The 18,330-nt window shown below is 66.4% G+C and carries 16 protein-coding genes and 1 pseudogene; 8 read left to right on the top strand and 9 right to left on the bottom strand.

Annotated features, from left to right (window positions below; all coding sequences use genetic code 11):
• Together MHA02_RS22460 and MHA02_RS16695 are read left to right on the top strand one after the other, a co-directional pair.
• Positions 1 to 185: pseudogene (locus MHA02_RS22460) on the top strand (TadE/TadG family type IV pilus assembly protein); the annotation flags it as partial.
• Positions 170 to 1,609: a TadE/TadG family type IV pilus assembly protein gene (locus MHA02_RS16695; RefSeq protein ID WP_147080699.1), complete on the top strand. Its 1,440-nt coding sequence runs from the start codon at positions 170 to 172 to the stop codon at positions 1,607 to 1,609. The pseudogene MHA02_RS22460 and the gene MHA02_RS16695, both read left to right, overlap by 16 nt.
• Positions 1,610 to 2,015: 406 nt before the next feature.
• Here MHA02_RS16695 and MHA02_RS16700 read toward each other — a convergent pair whose 3' ends face one another.
• The 4 genes from MHA02_RS16700 to MHA02_RS16715 form a co-directional block, all read right to left on the bottom strand.
• Positions 2,016 to 2,507 carry a disulfide bond formation protein B gene (locus tag MHA02_RS16700; protein ID WP_147080701.1) on the bottom strand — a complete coding sequence of 164 codons (492 nt, stop codon included), beginning with the start codon at positions 2,505 to 2,507 and terminating at the stop codon, positions 2,016 to 2,018.
• Positions 2,507 to 3,088 (bottom strand): YqaA family protein, encoded by a 582-nt coding sequence (locus MHA02_RS16705; RefSeq protein ID WP_147080703.1) that lies wholly within the window; start codon positions 3,086 to 3,088, stop codon positions 2,507 to 2,509. The genes MHA02_RS16700 and MHA02_RS16705 overlap by 1 nt, the downstream gene beginning before the upstream one ends.
• Positions 3,089 to 3,170: 82 nt before the next feature.
• On the bottom strand, positions 3,171 to 3,683 hold the full coding sequence (ldtR, locus tag MHA02_RS16710) for a transcriptional regulator LdtR (RefSeq protein ID WP_147080705.1): 513 nt from the start codon (positions 3,681 to 3,683) through the stop codon (positions 3,171 to 3,173).
• A gap of 304 nt (positions 3,684 to 3,987) precedes the next feature.
• A complete protein-coding gene (locus MHA02_RS16715) occupies positions 3,988 to 4,242 on the bottom strand; it encodes a hypothetical protein (protein WP_147080707.1) in 255 nt (84 codons plus the stop codon).
• 425 nt (positions 4,243 to 4,667) lie between these two features.
• Between MHA02_RS16715 and purM the strand changes: the two genes are divergently transcribed.
• Both purM and purN read left to right on the top strand, forming a co-directional pair.
• Positions 4,668 to 5,735 carry a phosphoribosylformylglycinamidine cyclo-ligase gene (purM, locus tag MHA02_RS16720; protein WP_147080710.1) on the top strand — a complete coding sequence of 356 codons (1,068 nt, stop codon included), beginning with the start codon at positions 4,668 to 4,670 and terminating at the stop codon, positions 5,733 to 5,735.
• Positions 5,732 to 6,385, top strand: a complete 654-nt coding sequence (gene purN / locus MHA02_RS16725) for a phosphoribosylglycinamide formyltransferase (RefSeq protein WP_147080712.1) — start codon at positions 5,732 to 5,734, stop codon at positions 6,383 to 6,385. The genes purM and purN overlap by 4 nt, the downstream gene beginning before the upstream one ends.
• Before the next feature lie 58 nt (positions 6,386 to 6,443).
• Here the strand turns inward: purN and MHA02_RS16730 are convergent, their stop codons facing one another.
• On the bottom strand, positions 6,444 to 6,818 hold the full coding sequence (locus MHA02_RS16730) for a hypothetical protein (RefSeq protein ID WP_147080714.1): 375 nt from the start codon (positions 6,816 to 6,818) through the stop codon (positions 6,444 to 6,446).
• A gap of 171 nt (positions 6,819 to 6,989) precedes the next feature.
• On the bottom strand, positions 6,990 to 7,412 hold the full coding sequence (gene ndk, locus MHA02_RS16735) for a nucleoside-diphosphate kinase (protein ID WP_147080716.1): 423 nt from the start codon (positions 7,410 to 7,412) through the stop codon (positions 6,990 to 6,992).
• 226 nt (positions 7,413 to 7,638) lie between these two features.
• Between ndk and MHA02_RS16740 the strand changes: the two genes are divergently transcribed.
• Entirely contained in the window at positions 7,639 to 8,172 is a 534-nt protein-coding gene (locus tag MHA02_RS16740) for a DUF2147 domain-containing protein (protein WP_147080718.1), read from the top strand.
• A gap of 314 nt (positions 8,173 to 8,486) precedes the next feature.
• Positions 8,487 to 10,547 carry a carbohydrate porin gene (locus tag MHA02_RS16745; RefSeq protein WP_147080846.1) on the top strand — a complete coding sequence of 687 codons (2,061 nt, stop codon included), beginning with the start codon at positions 8,487 to 8,489 and terminating at the stop codon, positions 10,545 to 10,547.
• Positions 10,548 to 10,772: 225 nt separating this feature from the next.
• Here MHA02_RS16745 and MHA02_RS16750 read toward each other — a convergent pair whose 3' ends face one another.
• From MHA02_RS16750 to MHA02_RS16760, 3 genes are all read right to left on the bottom strand, one after another.
• Entirely contained in the window at positions 10,773 to 11,249 is a 477-nt protein-coding gene (locus MHA02_RS16750) for a Ros/MucR family transcriptional regulator (RefSeq protein WP_147080720.1), read from the bottom strand.
• Between the two features lie 278 nt (positions 11,250 to 11,527).
• On the bottom strand, positions 11,528 to 14,647 hold the full coding sequence (locus MHA02_RS16755) for an efflux RND transporter permease subunit (RefSeq protein WP_147080722.1): 3,120 nt from the start codon (positions 14,645 to 14,647) through the stop codon (positions 11,528 to 11,530).
• An 11-nt stretch (positions 14,648 to 14,658) separates the two neighbouring features.
• A complete protein-coding gene (locus tag MHA02_RS16760) occupies positions 14,659 to 15,675 on the bottom strand; it encodes an efflux RND transporter periplasmic adaptor subunit (protein ID WP_373318382.1) in 1,017 nt (338 codons plus the stop codon).
• Positions 15,676 to 16,182: 507 nt separating this feature from the next.
• Here MHA02_RS16760 and MHA02_RS16765 point away from each other — a divergent pair.
• Positions 16,183 to 16,557 carry a hypothetical protein gene (locus tag MHA02_RS16765; protein WP_147080724.1) on the top strand — a complete coding sequence of 125 codons (375 nt, stop codon included), beginning with the start codon at positions 16,183 to 16,185 and terminating at the stop codon, positions 16,555 to 16,557.
• A gap of 64 nt (positions 16,558 to 16,621) precedes the next feature.
• Positions 16,622 to 18,307 carry an efflux RND transporter periplasmic adaptor subunit gene (locus MHA02_RS16770; protein ID WP_147080726.1) on the top strand — a complete coding sequence of 562 codons (1,686 nt, stop codon included), beginning with the start codon at positions 16,622 to 16,624 and terminating at the stop codon, positions 18,305 to 18,307.
• Positions 18,308 to 18,330: the final 23 nt, after the last annotated feature.

Here is an 18,330-nt window from a genome sequence, read left to right on the forward strand (position 1 = left end):
TTTTCGGATCACCGTCGATCATCGTCGTCGATGTCGTCTTTACGTTCAGACCCACATTCGGCGCAGGCATCGTTCCAGCGATCAAAATTGCCCGTACAGCCTATGTCCAGCCTCGCTACGCGACACTTATAAACTTCGACACCACGAATAACGATGGAATAGCCTCGAAATGTCCTGGGTTTTAAATCCGCAAAACTATTCAAAGCTCCACACCATCTCGATTTCAAGAAACACTGAAGGGAGCGTGGGAGTTATATTTGGCCTATGCTTGATACCGTTGATCGGCATCATTGGCCTTGGTGTCGACTATGGCGTCGCGACAAGCAACAAAGCGAAGTTGGATCGCGCAGCCGATGCCGCAGCCGTTGCGGCTGTTGTCACCGCAAAAGCTTATCTTGCTAACAATCCCAATCAAGTCAACGTAACAACGAAGGCCATCGCGGCTGGCGTCGCCCAAGCTAACAGTGTGTTTCAAGTCAATGCTGGCAATCTACCCTTCACAACGTTCCAACTGCAAACACCTCAAGTCACCAGAACGAAGCAAACATTTACGTCGGTCGTGAAATACACCGCTACAGTGAAAAACAATTTCGGAACGATATTCAATTCATCAACAATCAATCTGGGAAATACTGCATCGGCTGCCGCCGATGTTTCGAGTTACCTGGATTTTTATTTGATGGTGGATGTGTCAGGCTCGATGGGCCTGCCGTCAACGGATAGCGGCATGACGCAGCTGGCCAGCGCCAACAACGATATGTACAGTGATTATCAACAGGGCTGCCAGTTTGCGTGTCATTTCCCGGGTTTTGTCGGCTGGAGCAAAGCCGCCGGAACGATACAGTTGCGTTCCGATGCCGTGAATTCAGCCGTCTGTTCCCTGATCACTCGCGCAGCCAATCCTACGGTGCCAAATCAGTATCGCGTCGGAATCTATCCTTTTATCAATCAGTTGGGTACACTGGCAGCGTTGACCGGAACGATGTCTACCGTGAGTACGGCAGCGCAGTGTAGCGCATCATGGCCGCTTGCATTCACCTCGCTGCTGGATACGGGAACTACCCAGCTTCCGGTTGGTCGAGATCCGACTACAGGTACCGGAAGCGGTGGAACACATTTCGAGCTTTCCTTACCGCAGATGAAAACCACGATATCAAGCTTTGGCGATGGTTCGAGCGCATCCACTCCCAGGCCATTCGTCTTCCTGGTGACGGATGGCATGCAGAACAGTCAGTATTACTTTACGGCCTCTGGCGGCAAGTATGCCTATCCCGGCAACCCATCCACGTTCGCCGGGTATGCCAACGCTTGGTGGGACGGATCCAAGCCGGCCCCGATGGACCCATCGTTGTGCCAGTCATTGAAGAATGCGGGCGCGACCATCTCGATACTGTATATTCCGTACAATCCGATCAAGTACGTAGACCGAGGCGGCGGTGTTGCTTGGGAAAACAACATCGTCAACGGATTCAGCTCAACACTCTCGAATCCTCTGAAATCTTGCGCATCATCCGGCTTCTTTTATACGGCGAATACTCCGACCGATATTACCGCTGCACTCAACGCCATGTTCGATCAAGCGCTTCAGGTCGCGCATATCATCCAGTAGTGCCGGAGCGCAAAACGCGACGTCGATTGCGACTCCATCGAGACACACCGATCATCCGCGTTTAGGGCGAAGCACACTCAGCGTCGCCGAACCGATATGGTCTGCCGACACGGCATATGGGTTTGTGTCATGCGGTCGTAACGTGCTGGTTGAGGTCCGAACGGAGCCGCACACTTCCGCTTCTGTGAAAGCGACGTTCTTCAGTCGGTTCGAGCATCGGGCGCGGGGCCGGTACCTCGGTCGTTTTCACCAGCGCGGTACGCGGATCACCGACGAAGGACGCGAGCGCGAGTCAGCAGGAGCTTCGGCCGTTCCATCACTGCGGCACGCGGTCGTTTTTCGGACGTTTCCGAGATCGATGAGGACAGCATCGCCGATGCGAACCTGCGGCTTCGCGCCCGGTCATTCATCGGCTGCGTAGGGCTGCCATGCCGGCGAACACCCCGACCACTAGGGCGATGAGGGCGTTCCACCCGGCCAAGGAAACACCGAGAAGACGCCAAGCGGCCTTGGTGCAGTCGACGGTCTGCTTGACGGCGAGATCCTTCAGGAAATCGCCGACGTCGGCGGGGCCGGCGCCCGAGCCGCCGCCGCAATCGTTCGGGCCGGGCCAGAAGCCCCATTCGGCGCCGGCATGATAGGCGCCGAGACCGGCGCCGTAGAGCAGCACCAGGGCGATCAGGCCGAGGACCAGTCGCGCGCCGCGGCCAGGCATCACGACGGCGAGGGGAGCCAACAGGATGGTGAGGTAGTAGGGCACGCGCTCGGTCAGGCAGAGTTTGCACGGCACGTAACCGAGTACGTGCTCGAAGAAGAGCGCTCCGCCTACCGTCGAGGCCGCGCCGAGCAGCACGACAAGCGCCGCGATGCGGAGCTGGCGCAGGCTGCCGAGGCGCATCAGAGCATCGCCTTGAAGGCGACGAAGCCGAGGATCACCACCGCTGCGAACAGGGCCACGGCGACGTTGAGGTGCCGGTCGAGCACGGCGCGGATCGAGACGCCGTAGCGCCCAAGCAGGCCGGCCAGGATGAAGAAGCGGGCTCCGCGGGTGATCACCGACAGAACCACGAACCAGAACAGGTCGTAATGGGCGAAGCCCGAGGTGATGGTGACGAGCTTGTAGGGGATCGGCGTGAGCCCCTTCAGCAGGATCACCCAATGCCCGTACTTGGCGTAGGAGGCCTGAAAGGTCTCGGCCTTGTCCGCGAGGCCGTAGAGATTGAACAGCCACTGGCCGACGGAATCGAACAGCAGCGCGCCGATGGCATAGCCAAGGATGCCGCCGAGCACGGAGGCTATCGTCGCGATGGTCGCGTAGAACCAAACCTTCTCGGGCCGACTCACCGCCATCGGCACCAGCATGGCGTCCGGCGGCACGGGGAAGAACGAACTCTCCGCAAAGGCCACCGCAGCCAGCGCCCAGGGTGCCGAGGGCTTGGCGGCGAGCGCGAGTATCCACTCGTAGAGGCGGCGGATCATGGAGCCTTGTCCGGTCGGGAAATGCGCCGCCCTTTGAGCACAGCACGACCGGTCAGGCGAGAGCCCCGTAGCCTCTGCGGCCTCAGAGCTTGTAGCGGATCTGGTCGGTCCAGAAGCGCTCGAGACGGCCGAGAGCCTGGTTGAGGCGGCCGAAATCGTCGATCGAGATGCCGCCGATCGGCTGGATCGTGCGGGCGTGCTTCTCGTAGAGGCCGCGGATGATCTCGTGGACCTCATGGCCCTTGTTGGTCAGGCTGATCCGCACCGAGCGGCGGTCGAGCTTGGAACGAGCATGGTGCAGGAAGCCCGCCTCGACCAGTTTCTTGACGTTGTAGGAGACGTTCGAGCCGAGATAGTAGCCCTTCGAGCGCAGCTCGCTGGCTGTGAGCTCCTTGTCGCCGATGTTGTAGAGCAACAGGGCCTGGACGCTGTTGACGTCCTCGCGGCCGCGGCGCTCGAACTCGTCCTTGATCACGTCGAGCAAACGGCGGTGCAGCCGCTCCACGAGATGCAGGGCCTCCAGGTAGGACCCAGCCGCCGGAGCGGCTTCGGGAGCGGTGTCGGACTCGACGATCCTCGCGGCCTGGGACTTCATCTGACGCCTCACTTGGTCTGTTCTGCCGGTGCGCCGTTGTGCTCGGCCCCGCTTATGCAACCAATCTGGCCCAGACGAATGAAAGGCGATTTAAGCGACAAGATGAATTTGCGATTTACTCGCATCGGTAAATGCGACGTAAAATCGGCGCTATTGATCAAAGCGGAGGGCTGTACGGCAGATTTTCGGTCGGTCTACCAAGCATCGACCTGGTAGAACTTGCGCCGTATCGAGCGACGTCACCGATCTGCTGGCGAAGGATTTGAACCTTCGCCGCAATGCCAACGGGCCCGAGGGGGCGCGTTCAGCCTTTCACGACGCGCTTGCGCTTCGCCTTGGCCGGCGCGGGTTTGGGCGCCTGAGCAGCCGCCTCGGCCTCTTCCTGCTCTTTGGCGAGGCGCATCGCGCGCAGGCGGACGGTGCGATCGTCGACGGCCTTGGTCGCAGCCTTGTGATCGGCCATGGCCTGGGCTCCGTCGCGTGCCATGCGCTCGGCGCGCTCAGCGCGATCCTCGGCACGGTTCTTCGCGGTCGGGTCGTCGGTGGTGGTGGTCGTCATCGCTGTCTTTCGGTACTCGTCCGGTGCCCATCCGTCGGCGCGACGCGGCGCACGCCGAATTTCGCTCTCCACGAAGATGGGGATTGCGTCGGGAAGAAGTGGCGCCGAGCAGCGGAACCCGGCACCGGCGACGTCGTCGGATGTAGCACGCCGCGGCGCGCCATGGCCAATCACCGGAGGCACTTCCTGCTGTAAAGTCGCGAAAACATCCGTGCGGCGGCAGCTTCCGCCAAGACGTCGGTCGCAGCGAGGCCCTCGCCCCGGGCGATGCGATGCTCCATGGCGCGACGCCGCGCTCCGCGGCAGCCGAAACGGACGCCGGTCCTGCGCGTGTTGTCGACAGCGATCTCGGCGGTTGCGTCCGGGATGGGGTGGACCTTCGCGAAAATCGGCTAAAGAGGCCGCAACACGAGGACGGAGTGCCTATGACGGCCGCAGATCAAGACGGGCTGACCTACGCGCAGGCCGGCGTCGATATCGACTCCGGCAACGCTCTGGTCGAATCGATCAAGCCGCTGGTGCGCGCCACGCGCCGGCCGGGTGCGGATGCCGAGATCGGCGGCTTCGGCGGCCTGTTCGACCTGAAGGCCGCCGGCTTCAAGGACCCGATCCTAGTGGCGGCCAATGACGGCGTCGGCACGAAGGTGAAGATCGCCATCGAGACCGGACGGCACGACACGATCGGCATCGATCTCGTCGCCATGTGTGTGAACGACATCGTCGTGCAGGGCGCGGAGCCGCTGTTCTTCCTCGACTACTACGCCGCCGGCAAGCTGGTGCCCGGCGTCGGGGCCGACATCGTCCGCGGCATCGCCGAGGGCTGCCGGCAAGCGGGCTGCGCTTTGATCGGCGGCGAGACCGCCGAGATGCCCGGCCTCTACGCCAACGAGGATTACGATCTCGCGGGCTTTGCGGTCGGCGCCGCCGAACGCGGCACGCTGTTGCCGCGGCCGGGCATCGAGCCCGGCGACGCGGTGCTCGGCCTCGCTTCCTCGGGTGTGCATTCGAACGGGTTCTCGCTGGTCCGCCGGATCGTCGAGCGGAGCGGCTTGGCGTGGGACGCGCCCGCGCCCTTCGCGCCGGGTCGGACGCTCGGCGAGGCGCTGCTGGAGCCGACGCGGATCTACGTGAAGGCCCTGCTCGCCGCGATGAAGCGCGCCGGCGGCGTGCGCGCGCTCGCCCACATCACCGGCGGCGGCTTTCCCGACAATCTGCCCCGTGTCCTGCCGGACGGCGTCGGCATCGAGATCGACCTCTCCGCCATCGCGGTACCGCCGGTCTTCGGCTGGCTCGCCAGGGAGGGCGGGGTCGCGGAGGCCGAAATGCTGCGAACCTTCAACTGCGGCATCGGCATGGTGGTGGTGGTCGCCGCCGACGCCGTGGACGCCGTGGCGAGCGCCCTTACCCAGGCCGGCGAGACGCCGGTGCGGCTCGGGCAGATCACGGAGCGTGGAGCGGAGCCGGTGACGTTTACGGGTTCGCTGGCGTCGTGAGCGCTCCGAAGCGAAAACGCGTCGCGATCCTGATTTCGGGGCGCGGCTCGAACATGGCGTCGGTGATCGAGGCGGCGAAGGCCCCGGATTATCCGGCCGAGATCGTGCTGGTGCTCTCGAATCGTCCGGATGCGGCGGGTCTCACGCGGGCTGGCGAGGCCGGGATCCCGACGCAGGCGATCGACCACAAGGCTTTTCGGGATCGCGAAACCTTCGATGTGGCGCTCGATGCGGCCTTGCGCGAGGCCGGGACCGAGCTCGTCTGCCTCGCCGGCTTCATGCGGATCTTTTCCGCCGGGTTCGTCGAGGCCTGGGCCGGGCGGATGATCAACATCCACCCATCGCTGCTGCCGCTGTTTCGCGGCACGCATACGCACGAGCAGGCGCTCCAGGCGGGTGTACGGCTGCACGGCTGCACGGTGCATTACGTGGTGCCCGAGCTCGATGCCGGGCCGATCATCGCGCAGGCGGCCGTACCGGTCATGGCCGGGGACGATCCGGACAGCCTCGCGGACCGCGTGATCGCGCAGGAGCACCGGCTTTATCCGAAGGCGCTCGCCCTCGTCGCGTCGGGCCGAGCGCCGCTGGAAGGCGGCCGTGTGGCGTTCGCCGCCGGGCAGGGCACCGAAGGCACCCTGCACTCGCTGTAGCGCGATCCCGAAGGGCCCAGCCCTTCGGCGGGGCGCGGGGACAGAGCCCCGCAATGGTTCAAGCCGGGCGCGGCAGCTTGCAGCTGTCGAGCGCGTTCAGGGCCTTCGCCTTGGCGCTGTCGTTGAAGTAGCCGGTGGCGCGGTAGGACTGGATCTCGCCGCCGTCGAGGCTGCTGAGGGTGCGGTCGGCGTAGCAGCCGCAGGGCTGCTCGACGGACGCTTCGGCAACCTTCTGGAAGCGGGCCTGGGTGACGACGCAGGCGTGGCTGACACGGCCCTTGAGGTTGCTCTTGGAGGCAGTCTTCAGCGCCGGGTCGGGCGTGTAGCCTTCGAGCGAGGCGACCTGCGTGCGGCCGGACTGACAGGCGGCGAGCAGGGAAGCGAGGGCGGCCGCCGCGAGAAGCTTGCTGGCGCGCGAGGAAACGAGGCGCATGGATCTTGTCCGCGAGAGAGATTCGTCAACGGAATCCTTCTCGTCTCGCCGACCTGTGCGCCGCTAGGGCAGCGAGGCCACACCGTGGCGGGAATGCGACTTCAACGTGTCGCCGCCAGACGGTGGATGGCCCCCGAGACGTCGGTCTCGGAGGCCTCTTCAGACAAAGACTCAGCCGGCGATATCGGCGTCCTGGAAGAACTGAGCGATCTCGAGCTTGGCGTTCTCGGCGCTGTCGGAACCGTGCACCGTGTTCTCGCCGACCGACTCCGAGAACGTCTTGCGGATGGTGCCCTCGGCGGCCTGAGCCGGATTCGTGGCGCCCATGACTTCGCGGTACTTGGCGATGGCGTTCTCGCCCTCGAGCACCTGCACGACGACAGGGCCGGAGGTCATGAACTCGACGAGCTCGCCGAAGAACGGACGCGCGTTGTGGACCTCGTAGAACTTTTCGGCCTGCGCCTTGCTCATCTGAATGCGGCGCTGGCCGACGATGCGCAGGCCCGCCTTCTCGATCACGGCGTTGACCGCGCCGGTGAGGTTCCGCTTCGTCGCGTCGGGCTTGAGGATGGAGAAGGTGCGCTCGGTGGCCATGATCGGTACGGACTTTTTATGAGAGGTCGGTGAGGCCGAAAACGGCCGTCGCGCCGGGCTTATAGCGGGGGGCAACGGCGGTCTCAACCAAGCCGTGACGGGCCACCGTCATGGCTTCAGCGCAACAGTGCCGGAAATTCGCCCCATTGCGACGCTCTGATCGGTGAACGACGCGGGGTTCGGCCCTGCAGCACAGCTTCCCCTGGCAGGCACACGGAGACCGCCCATGCGCATCGCCCTTCGATCCGCCCTCGTCCTCGCAGCGCTCGGCGCCGCCTCCGCGGCCTTCGCCGCGCCGAAGGACCCGACCGGCACCTGGCTGACGGAGGACGGGCGCGCCAAGGTCCGCATCGACCGCTGCGGCCCGAGCGCTTCGAACATCTGCGGCAAGGTTGTGTGGCTGAAGACGCCGACCGCCCCCGGCGGCGGTCCTCGTACCGATCTCAAGAATCCCGACCCGAAGAAGCGCAACCGCCCGGTGATCGGCCTGACGCTGCTCGACAACCTCCAGCCGGAAGAGGCGAAGTTCTCGGGCGAAATCTACAACGCCGAGGAAGGCAAGATGTACTCGGTCAGCCTGGAGCGCGAGAGCGCGTCCGAGCTGAACATTTCGGGTTGCCTGCTCAAGGTGCTGTGCGGCTCGCAGACCTGGAACCGCGTACCCGACGTGAACCAGCAGGCCGCGATGACGGCAACCGACCCCAAGGCGGCCGCCAAGCCGGCCGTGAAGGCTGCGCCGCAAGCCGAACCCGAAGACTGATCGCCCAGGCTTCCTTCGACGACGCTACGCTGAACGAACGAGGGCGCGCCGGTTCCGGCGCGCCCTTCTCGTGATCGGGGCGCTTCGCTCGTGCGGACGTCCGCGCATCTGTCATCATCCTGTCGGACAGCCCTGCTTGATCGCCATGTGGCGTAGGAGCAACGGCTGTGGAGACTCACTCCCCAGCGATTGCCGAGATTATAGCATTGGCTATACCTCGCTGACGGCGATGATGGGAGTGCGTGTCGGTGGGACGGGTCAGCGGACGGATCGAGGCGTGTCGCCTCCGCCGGGCATGGCCCCGCGCGGCCTGGATGATCGCCGCCGCCGGCCTGATCGCGGATGGAGCCCACGCTGCCGATCTGGCGGGGCCCTCGCCTGTGCCCGGCTTCGTCGATTGGTCCGGCGGCTATCTCGGCCTGCAGGGGAGCGCCGGCGCGTCCTTCGCCAATTACGAGTTCGGGCCATCGACCGTCGGTGGGCGCCGTGTCGGGGCCTTCGAAACCGGCGACGCCACCGGCCGGAACAACCTGAACCGCGATGCGACCTCGGCCGTCGGCGGCGCGTTCGGCGGCTGGAACTGGCAGAGCGGCGCCTTCGTCTACGGAATCGAAGCCGATCTCGTCGGCGCGAACCTCAAGCGGCCGGCCTCCTCCACCGCGCCGGGCTTCGGGTACGAAGCGCTCGACCCGGCCTTCGCCCTGATCCGCGAAAAGACCGACGTGATCGGCACGGGCCGCGCGCGGTTCGGCTACGCCTTCGACCGGAACCTCGTCTATGCGAGCTTCGGTCTCGCCGGCAGCAACGGGCGCGTGCTCGCAACCTACCCGGATCCGGCAACCGGGGGCGTCGCCGGCGCCCGCCGGAACGTGTCGTATCTCGGCTTCACGCTGGGCGCGGGCGTCCAATTCGCGATCACACCGGATTTCTCGCTCGGGCTCGACTATCGCTACGTGGACTTCGGCCAGAGCGGCCGGTTCGATCTCGGCGTGTTGCCGGGGGTGAACGGCGGCCCGGTCACGACACGCAGCGCCTTCGTCTCGAACGAGATGATGCTGCGGCTGTACTGGCACCCCGAGGGCCTGAAGCTTCCGCCGGAGAGCGAGGACGAGGCGCCGAGCGAGCCGAGCCGGTTCTCGCTGCACGGCCAGACCACCTTCATCAACCAGGGCGTCACCGGCTTCCGCTCGCCCTATCGGGGCGACCAGAGCCTCGTGCCGCAGCAAGCGCAGGCGACCACGACGGCGACGGCCTTCATTGGCTTCAAGCTCTGGGAGGGCACCGAACTCTACTACAACCCGGAATTCAGCCAGGGTTTCGGCCTGTCCCGGACGCTCGGCGTCGCCGGCTTCGTCAACGGCGAGGCGCAGAAGGCCGGAGCGCCCTTCCCGAAACTTCGCTCGAACCGCTACTTCATCAAGCAGACGTTCGGGCTCGGCGGCGAGACCGAACAGGTGCCAGACGGCCCGAACTCCATCGCCGGCACGCGGGACGTCGAGCGTATCACGGTGATCGCCGGCAAGTTCGCGATGGGTGATTACTTCGACGGCAACGCCTATGCCCACGACCCGCGTCTCGACTTCATGAACTGGGGCCTGTGGGGCTCGGCGGCCTGGGATTTCCCGGCCAATCTGCCCGGTTACACGCAAGGTCTGATGGTCGAGTACAACAGGGCCGAGTTCGCCGTGCGCGCCGCCTATACGCAGGTGCCGAAGCAACCCTCCAGCGACGTGCTCGACCCGCGGGTGCTCGACCGGCAGGGCCTCACGGCGGAGTTCGAGGAACGCCACACGCTGCCGTGGCTGGAACAGCCCGGCAAAGTCAGGCTCGGCCTGTTCTCGAACGTCGGCAATACCGCGAACTATCGGCAGGTCGTCGGGCTGACCCAGGCGGGCCTGTTCGTCGACGTCAACGACGCGGCGGCCGCAACCCGCGCACCCCGGCGGAAGACCGGATTTTACGTCAATCTCGAACAGGCGGTGACGAGCGATCTCGGCGTGTTCGCCCGCGCGAGCGCCGGGGACGGTCGCAACGAAAACTTGTCCTTTACGGATATCGACCGCTCTTACTCAGGCGGCATCTCGCTCAAGGGCACCGCCTGGGGCCGGCCGGCCGACACGGTCGGCATCGGCACCTCGATGAACGAGCTCTCGCCCTCGCACCGGGCGTTCTTCGCGGCCGGCGGCTTCGGTTTGCTGATCGGCGACGGGCAGCTCAACTATTCACCGGAGCGGGCGGTCGAAGCGTATTACGCGATGAGCCTGACCAAGTCGGTGACGATGTCCTTCGACTACCAGCACGTGGAAAACCCGGCCTATAACCGCGACCGCGGCCCGGCAGATTTTTTCGGGACGCGGCTGCACGCGGAGTTTTGAGGCGCTATTCCACTCCGTCATTGCGAGCGGAGCGAAGCCACCCAGGGTCATTGCAGGAGCGTCAGGGAATTGGCCCTGGATCGCTTCGCTTCGCTCGCAATGACGACGGTGGCGTTATTTATTTATCGATCAGTCGAACCAAAGAAAAAGCCGCACCCGATCGGATCGGATACGGCTCTATAGTGTCGTGCCACCCTCGCGGACGACGAACGCGTCTTCAACGCGTCAGGCGACCTTGCGGCGGCCGCGGGCCTTGGGCTCTTCGACGACTTCCTCGGGAAGACGGCCGCCCGGACGGCCGAGGCCGATCGACTTGGCGAGTGCCGAGCGCTGCGCGGCGTAATTGGGGGCGACCATCGGATAGTCGCTCGGCAGGCCGTAGCGCTGGCGATAGGAATGCGGGTCGAGACCATGCGTACCGAGATGGCGCTTCATGGTCTTGTACGACTTGCCGTCGATGAAGCTGATGATCGCATCGGGCGTGATCGATTTACGCACCTGGCCTGAGGACGGCTTCTCGATGCTCTCGGCGACCGGTGCGGCCTCGACGCTGCCCGACAGGCCGACGAGAGCCGTGTGGACGCTGCCGATCAGGGCCGGAAGGTCGGCGGCTGGCAGAGAATTCTTCGATACGTAGGCGGACACGATGTCACCTGCGAGGGTGACGAAGTCTGTGTTCATTGTCTGTTGTTCTTCTGCCATTTTCACGGTCCGAATGAGTGCCCCTCGCGACCAAGATCATACAAATGGTTCTGAAAATCAAGAGACGATCCGAAGAGATCATGCAAAGTCCACCGACATTACGATGGACGAATTCGAGCACAGCCTACGCGGGGCGCAAACGACGTAAAATTGTATGGTTCGAGCACTGCAAACAAACAGATATGTCGAGAAACACACGGAAGGCGATGGCTCTGCCGATCAACTCGATGTGATCGGCACTGCCTCCGCAAAGCTCCCGTCGAGCAGATGTCGCGAGATCAGGTGTCGCGCGCGGTTGCGAAGCGGCCGTAACGCAGGGCGAGCGTCGGCACGATAAGCAGGTTCAGGATCGTGGAAGTCGCCAGCCCCCCCAGGATGACGATAGCCATGGGGCCTTCGATCTCGCGGCCCGGCTCGCCGGCCCCCAAGGCCAACGGAAGCAGTCCGAGACCGGTCACGAGGGAGGTCATCAGGATCGGCACGAGGCGATCCGCCGCACCCTCGATTGCCGTCGCGAGCCCCCAACGCCGGCGCTCGACGCGCACCAGATGCTCGTAATGGGAAATCATCATGATGGTGTTGCGCAGACTGATGCCGAACAGCGTGACGAATCCCACGATCGAGCCGAGCGAAACGACAGCACCGGTCAGTCCTACCGCCAACACGCCGCCGACGAAGGCGAAGGGCATGTTGACGAGAACGATCGCGAGATTGCGGAATGATCCCGTAACGACGGCCAGCAGCAACAGGATGCCGAGGCCAGCGAGCCCCGAATACAGCAGCAGATCCTGCCGGGCCTTCGCCTGCGCGGCAGCGGCGCCTTCGAACCCGACATAGATTCCGGGTGGCAGCTTCACGGAGCGGGCGATCTTGCGCTTGGCGGCAACGACGAAGGAGGCGACATCGCGGCCCTCGACGTTGGCGGTCACCGTGCGCACGCGCTGGGCGCCGGCATGCTGGACGGCATAGCGTCCCGAGGTTTCGTAGACGTCGGCGACTTGGGCGAGGCGAATATAGCTGCCGCTCGGCGTGCGCAGCGGCAGGTCGCCGACAGTGGCGAGCTTCGCGCGGGCTGCGCGTTCGAGGATGACGATGACGTTGAAGACGGCGTTGCCCTCGTAGGCCTGACCCACCGTGTCGCCTTGGTAAGCCGTGCGCACGATCTCCAGGACTTCGATCGCGTCGAGACCCCAGTGGCGCAGGTCGTTCGGGCGCAAGCCGACGTTGATCTGCGGCAGGCCGGCGGGCGACTTCTGCTGAACATCGGCTGCGCCGCGCACCTCGGCGAGCTCGCGGGCGACATCGCGGGCGGCCGCCTCGATCCGGTCGAGGTCCGAGCCGTAGACCTGGACGACGACGGGCGCGGTGAAGCCCGACACCGTCTCCTCGATCCGCTCGGTCAGGAAGGTTTTCAGGGAAAAGCTCGCACCGGGCGTTGCGGCCATCAGCGCGCGGATGCCGGCCTGGGCGCGATCCTGGGCGGCGCCGTCGAGGCCGCTCGCGAGATCGATGTGGATCTCGCTGTCCTGCGGTCCGCCGACGTCGTAGCCGGCCTCCGCCCGCCCGGTCTGCTGGGCGACGGCGCGCACGCCGGGGATCGCCTTCAGCTCCGCCGCGAGATGCCCGCCGAGGCGCAGCGATTCCTGAAGCGAGGTCCCCGGCGCCGAGGTCATGTGCAGGATCAGGTGCCCCTCCTTGAGATCGGGCAGGAAGGCGCCGCCGTAGAACGGGGCCGCCGCCGCGCCGGCCAGCGTGATCAGGAGGGCGAGAGAGAGGACCAGCTTCGGCCGGTGTTCGATCCGCGCGAGGCAGCGTGTGTAGACGGCGCGGGCGCCGCGCATCACCGGCGGATCGCGGGTCGGCAGGTTCTTTCGGCCGGCGAGCAGCAACTGCGACAGAGCGGGCGTCACCGTCAGCGCGGTCGCGAGCGAAGCCAGCACCGCGAGGATGTAGGCGATGGCCAGGGGGCCGAAGAGCCGGCCGGGGACGCCGGTCAGCGCCAGCACCGGCAGGAACACGAGCAGTACGGCGAAGGTCGCGTAGGCGACCGAGACGCGGACCTCGAGGATCGCGTCGAAGATGATGCGCGATTCGCTCGACGTCGAGCCGGCACGGCGGTTCTCGCGCAGCCGCCGCACCACGTTCTCGACGCCGATCACCGCGTCGTCGACGACCTCGCCGATGGCAATGGCGAGGCCGCCAAGCGTCATTGTGTTGAGGCTCTCACCGAGAATCGCCAGCACCAGCACGGCGCTGATCAGCGAGAGCGGGATCGCCACCGCGCTGATCAGCGCCGTGCGCCAATCCAGCAGGAAGACGAACAGGACGATCACCACGAGCACGCCGCCGAGCGCCAGCGCCTGCAACACGTTGGCGTTGGCGACCGAAACGAAGTTCGCGGGCCGGAAAAGGTCGGCCCGGAGGGTGATGCCGTCGCGCTCCAGAGCCGGGCGCAGCTCGGCCAGTGCCGTCTCGACCTTTTCGGTGACGTCGAGGGTGTTGGCGCCGTATTGCGCGCCGACCATGAGAAGTACGCCGGGCTTGCCGTCGATCGAGGCGGCGCTGATCGCCGGCTCGGGCGCCGTGACGACGTCGGCGACGTCGCCGAGGACCACGCTGGCTCCGCCCTCGTTGACGAGCACCGTCCGCGCTACTTCCTCCGGCGTCAGCGACTGACCCTCCGTCTGGAGCGCGATGCGCTGGTTCGCGGTGTCGACGAAGCCGGCGCCGCGCACGCCGGTGGCCTTGCGCGCCGCCACCAGCACGTCGTTGAGGCCGATGCGGAAGCGGATCAGGTCCTTCGGCCGGACCTGAACCTGGAACGAGCGTACCTCGCCGCCATAGACCAGAACCTCGCCGACGCCCGGGGCCGCGAGCAGCCGAAGGCGCACGCGCCAGTCGGCAACGGTGCGCAACTCGATCAGCGAGCGGGTGTCCGAAGTCAGGCCGACGAGGAGAACCGAACTGGTGGAGGAAGTCAGCGCCGTCATCGCCGGCGGCAGCACGCCCTGCGGCAGGCGGCCTGCCAGGGTCGCGAGACGCTCCGTCACCAGCTGGCGCACCCGGTAGATGTCGCTGCCCGTCCCGAAGGTCACGACGATCACCGAGACGCCCTGGATCGAGTTCGAGCGCATGGTTGCGAGCCCCGGCAGGCCGCTCAGCGCCACCTCCACGGCCTGCGTCACCAGCACCTCGACCTGTTCCGGGTTGAGCCCGGGCGCCTCGGTCTGCACCGTCACCGTCGGCGGCGCGAATTCCGGAAACACGTCGTACTTGGCCTGTCCGAGGCCGAGGATGCCGTAGACGGCCAGCGCCATCGCCAGCGCCAGGACGATGCCGGGCCGGCGCACGGCGAAGGCGACGAGGGCGGCCTGCGGGCCGGAGGATTCACGGGTCACCGGGCTCGCGCTCAATCGTCGTCGTCGGCGGTGCCGGACTGCCCCTGTGCCCTCACCTCTTCGGAGAGTACGGCCTGCGGCCCGGTCACGACGACCTCGGTCTCGGCGGTCAGGTCGGCCACGACGTAGGCATCGTCGGCCATCGGCGCGTCGGACCGGAGAGCATGACGCGCGAAGCTATCGTCGCCGACGGCCCTGTAGATCCAGGCGCCGCCCTGCCAGTGGACCACCGCGCTCTCGGGCACGGCGACGCCGTTGGCGACCTTGTCGGAGGTGAGGAAGGCGAGCGTGCTCATGCCGGGCAAAAGGCCGCTGTCGCCGGCCACGGTATAGAAGAAACTGAGGCCCTGGATGCGCTGGTCCGTGCGGGTCGCGGCAGAGACGAAGCGGAGCGCCACGCGCTCGCTCTGCGGCGGCACCTCGGCGAAGGCGGCCCCCGGCTGCCCCTTCAGCGTCTCGCCCGGCGGCAGAGTCACCTGCACCAGAAAGTCGGCGCGCTCGATCAACCGGGTCACCGCCGGCGCCCGCTCGACGATCGCCTTGCCGAGCACCCCGCCCCATTCCTGCTGGGCCGTCGCCGCCAGCGTGCGCAGCTGCGATTGCGCGGCGGCGAGCGCCGCCTCGTCGGTGCGAAACGTACCCTCCGAGGTCTCGACCTGAACCTGCGTCGCGTATTGGCCGAGACTCTTGGCTCGCGCATAGGCGCTGCGCGAAACCTCGGCCCGCGCCTGCGCCGTCTGCAACGCCGCCTTGGCGCTGGCATAGGCGTTCGTCAGATCGGTGATGCGCGCGATGTCGAGCACACTGCCATAGGCCTGGATCTCGGTGAAATGCGCCTTCGGCACGAGCCGTGCCGTCTCGACACCCATACGCTCACGCTCCGCGTCGGTGAGTTTCACGACCACGCGGCCGCCCTCGACGGAAGTCCGCATCGCGGGAAGATGCGGTGCTTCGGATCTTGCCGGCGCGATCGAGCTCGTTGGCTTTGGAGCTATAGGGCCTTGCGGGATAGGCCACGGCAGAACCACGAGAGCCAGGACGAGCAGCAGGCCCGCGATCCACCAAGCGGCGGTGTTGCGACGTGTCTTCACGAGCGCACCATCGGAGGAACGAGCGGAAATGTTCTCTTCCCCACCGCCACCCTCATCCTGAAGTCCCCGCGCCGCCGGGCCTCGAAGGGTCCGCCCGCGATCGCGACAGGTGCTGGAGGCCCCATCGAGGCCGCCGCTACGGCACGGCACGTCAGGCTTAAGGCGAGAGTGGGATTGCGGATCAAGTCAACGCAGCTCGAAGACCCCACCGGGCGGGAAGAACGGCGAGGATCACGCCGCTCACTGCGAAACCGAACCACGCGCGCTCTCCGTCCGCTCGCCGTTTGGCGTAAGCTGTTCTGATCCCGTCATCGAGTTACCGTTTTATCCCGGCTATCGCTACCGAATTCGCCCGATCTGCGCAGACTTCATCGAGCCTAAGCCTGTCGCAGGCAGGAGCTGTCTTGCCGGAGAGGATCGTGCTACGCATACGCCATAATGGTGATGGTCCGACACATCGCGCTGCTGCTGGCGCTGGCGGTCGCAACGATCGCGGTCTCGCTGACGCCGTCCTCGGCGCAGGCGCATGACGGTCGTTCTCACGCCGTCGCCACGCAGGCCGCAGATGCTGCGTCCAGCCACCATGCGCGCGACCCCAAGGTAACGGTTCAGGCCGAATCCAGGATTGATTGCGTCGGCCCCTGCTGCACCACCGGCGGTCATCACGGCTCGTGCTGCTGTGCGACCGGCCTCGCCTGCGAGGGCGTGGACGCAGCCCTTCCGCCGATGGCATCGGCCCGCTCGCTGTCGCGCGAGCATGCGAGCCCGGACGGAATCGTGCTCGAGGCGCTCCCCGAGCCCCCCAGACCCTTCGCCTGAGCCTCGCCGCCAGGGCCGCGCTTGCGCGCCGCCGGCGGCCTCCCTCCGGTGAAGGTCTTCCGTCATGTTTCGATTTGTTGCGGCAGCGCTCTGGGCGCTGGCCGTTTTCGGAGTCTATCCGGCGCTGGCCCATGAGGGGCACGACGGCGCCGCCGAGGCGCCCGTCCCCTCCCATGTCGGGCCTCGGGCCGAAGCTGCGTCCCCTGCCTTCGAGCTCGTCGCGATCCCGCGCGGACGCGAGCTCGTGCTCTATCTCGACGCCTTCGCCAGCAACGCGCCTGTAACCGGAGCCGATATCGACGTCGAGACGCCCGAGGGCTTCGTCGAGGCAACGGCACAGGGCGATGGCAGCTATCGCCTCGCCGCACCCTGGCTCGCAGCCGGCGGCCATCACGACCTCGCCGTCACGGTGAAGGCGGACGGCGTCGAGGAAACGCTGACGCTCGATCTCGATCTGCCGCCGCCTCCGTCGGATCCGGCTGCGGCCCCCGCCAAATCCGAAACCTCCGCCCTTCTCGCCGAAATCCGAGACCATCTCGGACACCAGGGCCTCGTCGGTGCGGGGGCGGCCGGCTTCCTGCTCGGCCTCGCGACGATCGCGCTGATGGGCTCCCGGCGTGCGTTCCCGGCTCTGGCCGTTTTCGCCGTGGCGTTGACCCTGCTGATCGGCGGCGCGGCCATGGCCGGTGACGGCCACGATCACGCAACGTCAGACGTGAGCGGCTCCGCGGTGCTCGATCCCGTCGCCACGATCTTCGAGCAGGCCCGCCGGCTGCCCGACGGCATCGTCTTCGTGCCGAAGGCGACGCAGCACCTGCTCGCCGTCCGCACCGGCGTGACGAGCGAGGCCGGCCATCGCCGGACCATCGAGCTGCCGGGCCGGGTGATCGCCGATCCGAACGCCAGCGGGGTCGTGCAATCCTCGGTGGGCGGACGCCTGTCGCCGCCGCCGGGCGGCTTTCCGAACCTGGGGGCGCGGGTGCGCCGGGGCGACGTGCTTGCCACCGTAACACCGCCCGTCCAGGCCGTGGACGCCTCCGACATGCGGCAGACGCAAGGCGATCTCGACCAGCAGATCGCCATCGTCGCCCGTCGTGTGGCCCGCTATGAAAAGCTCGCGCCGAGCGGCGCCATCGCGCAGACGGCGCTGGACGATGCCCGGGCCGAACTCTCGGGCCTCAAGGATCGCCGCAGCGCTCTCGACACCCTCCGCCGTCAACCCGAGGATCTGACCGCCCCGGTCGACGGGGTGGTGGCCGAACGTGCGGCGACCGCCGGCCAGATGGCCGCGCCCGGCACCATGGTCTTTCGTATCGTCGATCCCGGTAAACTTTACGTCGAGGCCTTGAGCTTCGAGGCCCTGGAGCCCGGCGCCGAAGCGACCGGACGGCTGCCCGACGGCCGAACCCTGACCCTCGCCTATCGCGGAGCCGGCCTTGCCGACCGCGCCCAGGCGGTGCCGGTGCAGTTCGCGATCACGGGAGACGGCGAGGGCGTGCGGCTGGGCCAGTTCGTCACCGTGCTCGCGCCGACCGGCACCACGGCCAACGGACTCGCGCTGCCCCGCGCCAGCGTGATCCGCTCCGAGGGCGGCGCGGTCGTCTACGAGCACGTCTCGGCCGAGCGCTTCGCGCCGCGCCCGGTGAAAATCGAGCCGTTGGATGCCGAGCGGGTGCTGCTGGCGGCGGGCGTGCCGGCGGGCCGGCGGATCGTGACGCAGGGCGCCGAGCTGCTGGATCAGGTGCGGTGACGATGGCTTTGCATCGATCGTCA

Source organism: Methylobacterium haplocladii (assembly GCF_007992175.1).
In the GTDB taxonomy this organism is placed as follows: Bacteria; Pseudomonadota; Alphaproteobacteria; order Rhizobiales; family Beijerinckiaceae; genus Methylobacterium; species Methylobacterium haplocladii.

Excerpts from the sequence above, each read along its gene's own strand:
- MHA02_RS16740 (WP_147080718.1), top strand. The coding sequence starts at position 7,639 with ATGCGCATCGCCCTTCGATCCGCCCTCGTCCTCGCAGCGCTCGGCGCC.
- MHA02_RS16715 (WP_147080707.1), bottom strand. The coding sequence starts at position 4,242 with ATGACGACCACCACCACCGACGACCCGACCGCGAAGAACCGTGCCGAG.
- purM (WP_147080710.1), top strand. The coding sequence starts at position 4,668 with ATGACGGCCGCAGATCAAGACGGGCTGACCTACGCGCAGGCCGGCGTC.
- MHA02_RS16745 (WP_147080846.1), top strand. The coding sequence starts at position 8,487 with ATGATCGCCGCCGCCGGCCTGATCGCGGATGGAGCCCACGCTGCCGAT.
- MHA02_RS16750 (WP_147080720.1), bottom strand. The coding sequence starts at position 11,249 with ATGGCAGAAGAACAACAGACAATGAACACAGACTTCGTCACCCTCGCA.
- MHA02_RS16700 (WP_147080701.1), bottom strand. The coding sequence starts at position 2,507 with ATGCGCCTCGGCAGCCTGCGCCAGCTCCGCATCGCGGCGCTTGTCGTG.
- MHA02_RS16765 (WP_147080724.1), top strand. The coding sequence starts at position 16,183 with ATGGTCCGACACATCGCGCTGCTGCTGGCGCTGGCGGTCGCAACGATC.
- ndk (WP_147080716.1), bottom strand. The coding sequence starts at position 7,412 with ATGGCCACCGAGCGCACCTTCTCCATCCTCAAGCCCGACGCGACGAAG.
- MHA02_RS16695 (WP_147080699.1), top strand. The coding sequence starts at position 170 with ATGTCCTGGGTTTTAAATCCGCAAAACTATTCAAAGCTCCACACCATC.
- ldtR (WP_147080705.1), bottom strand. The coding sequence starts at position 3,683 with ATGAAGTCCCAGGCCGCGAGGATCGTCGAGTCCGACACCGCTCCCGAA.
- MHA02_RS16770 (WP_147080726.1), top strand. The coding sequence starts at position 16,622 with ATGTTTCGATTTGTTGCGGCAGCGCTCTGGGCGCTGGCCGTTTTCGGA.
- MHA02_RS16730 (WP_147080714.1), bottom strand. The coding sequence starts at position 6,818 with ATGCGCCTCGTTTCCTCGCGCGCCAGCAAGCTTCTCGCGGCGGCCGCC.
- MHA02_RS16705 (WP_147080703.1), bottom strand. The coding sequence starts at position 3,088 with ATGATCCGCCGCCTCTACGAGTGGATACTCGCGCTCGCCGCCAAGCCC.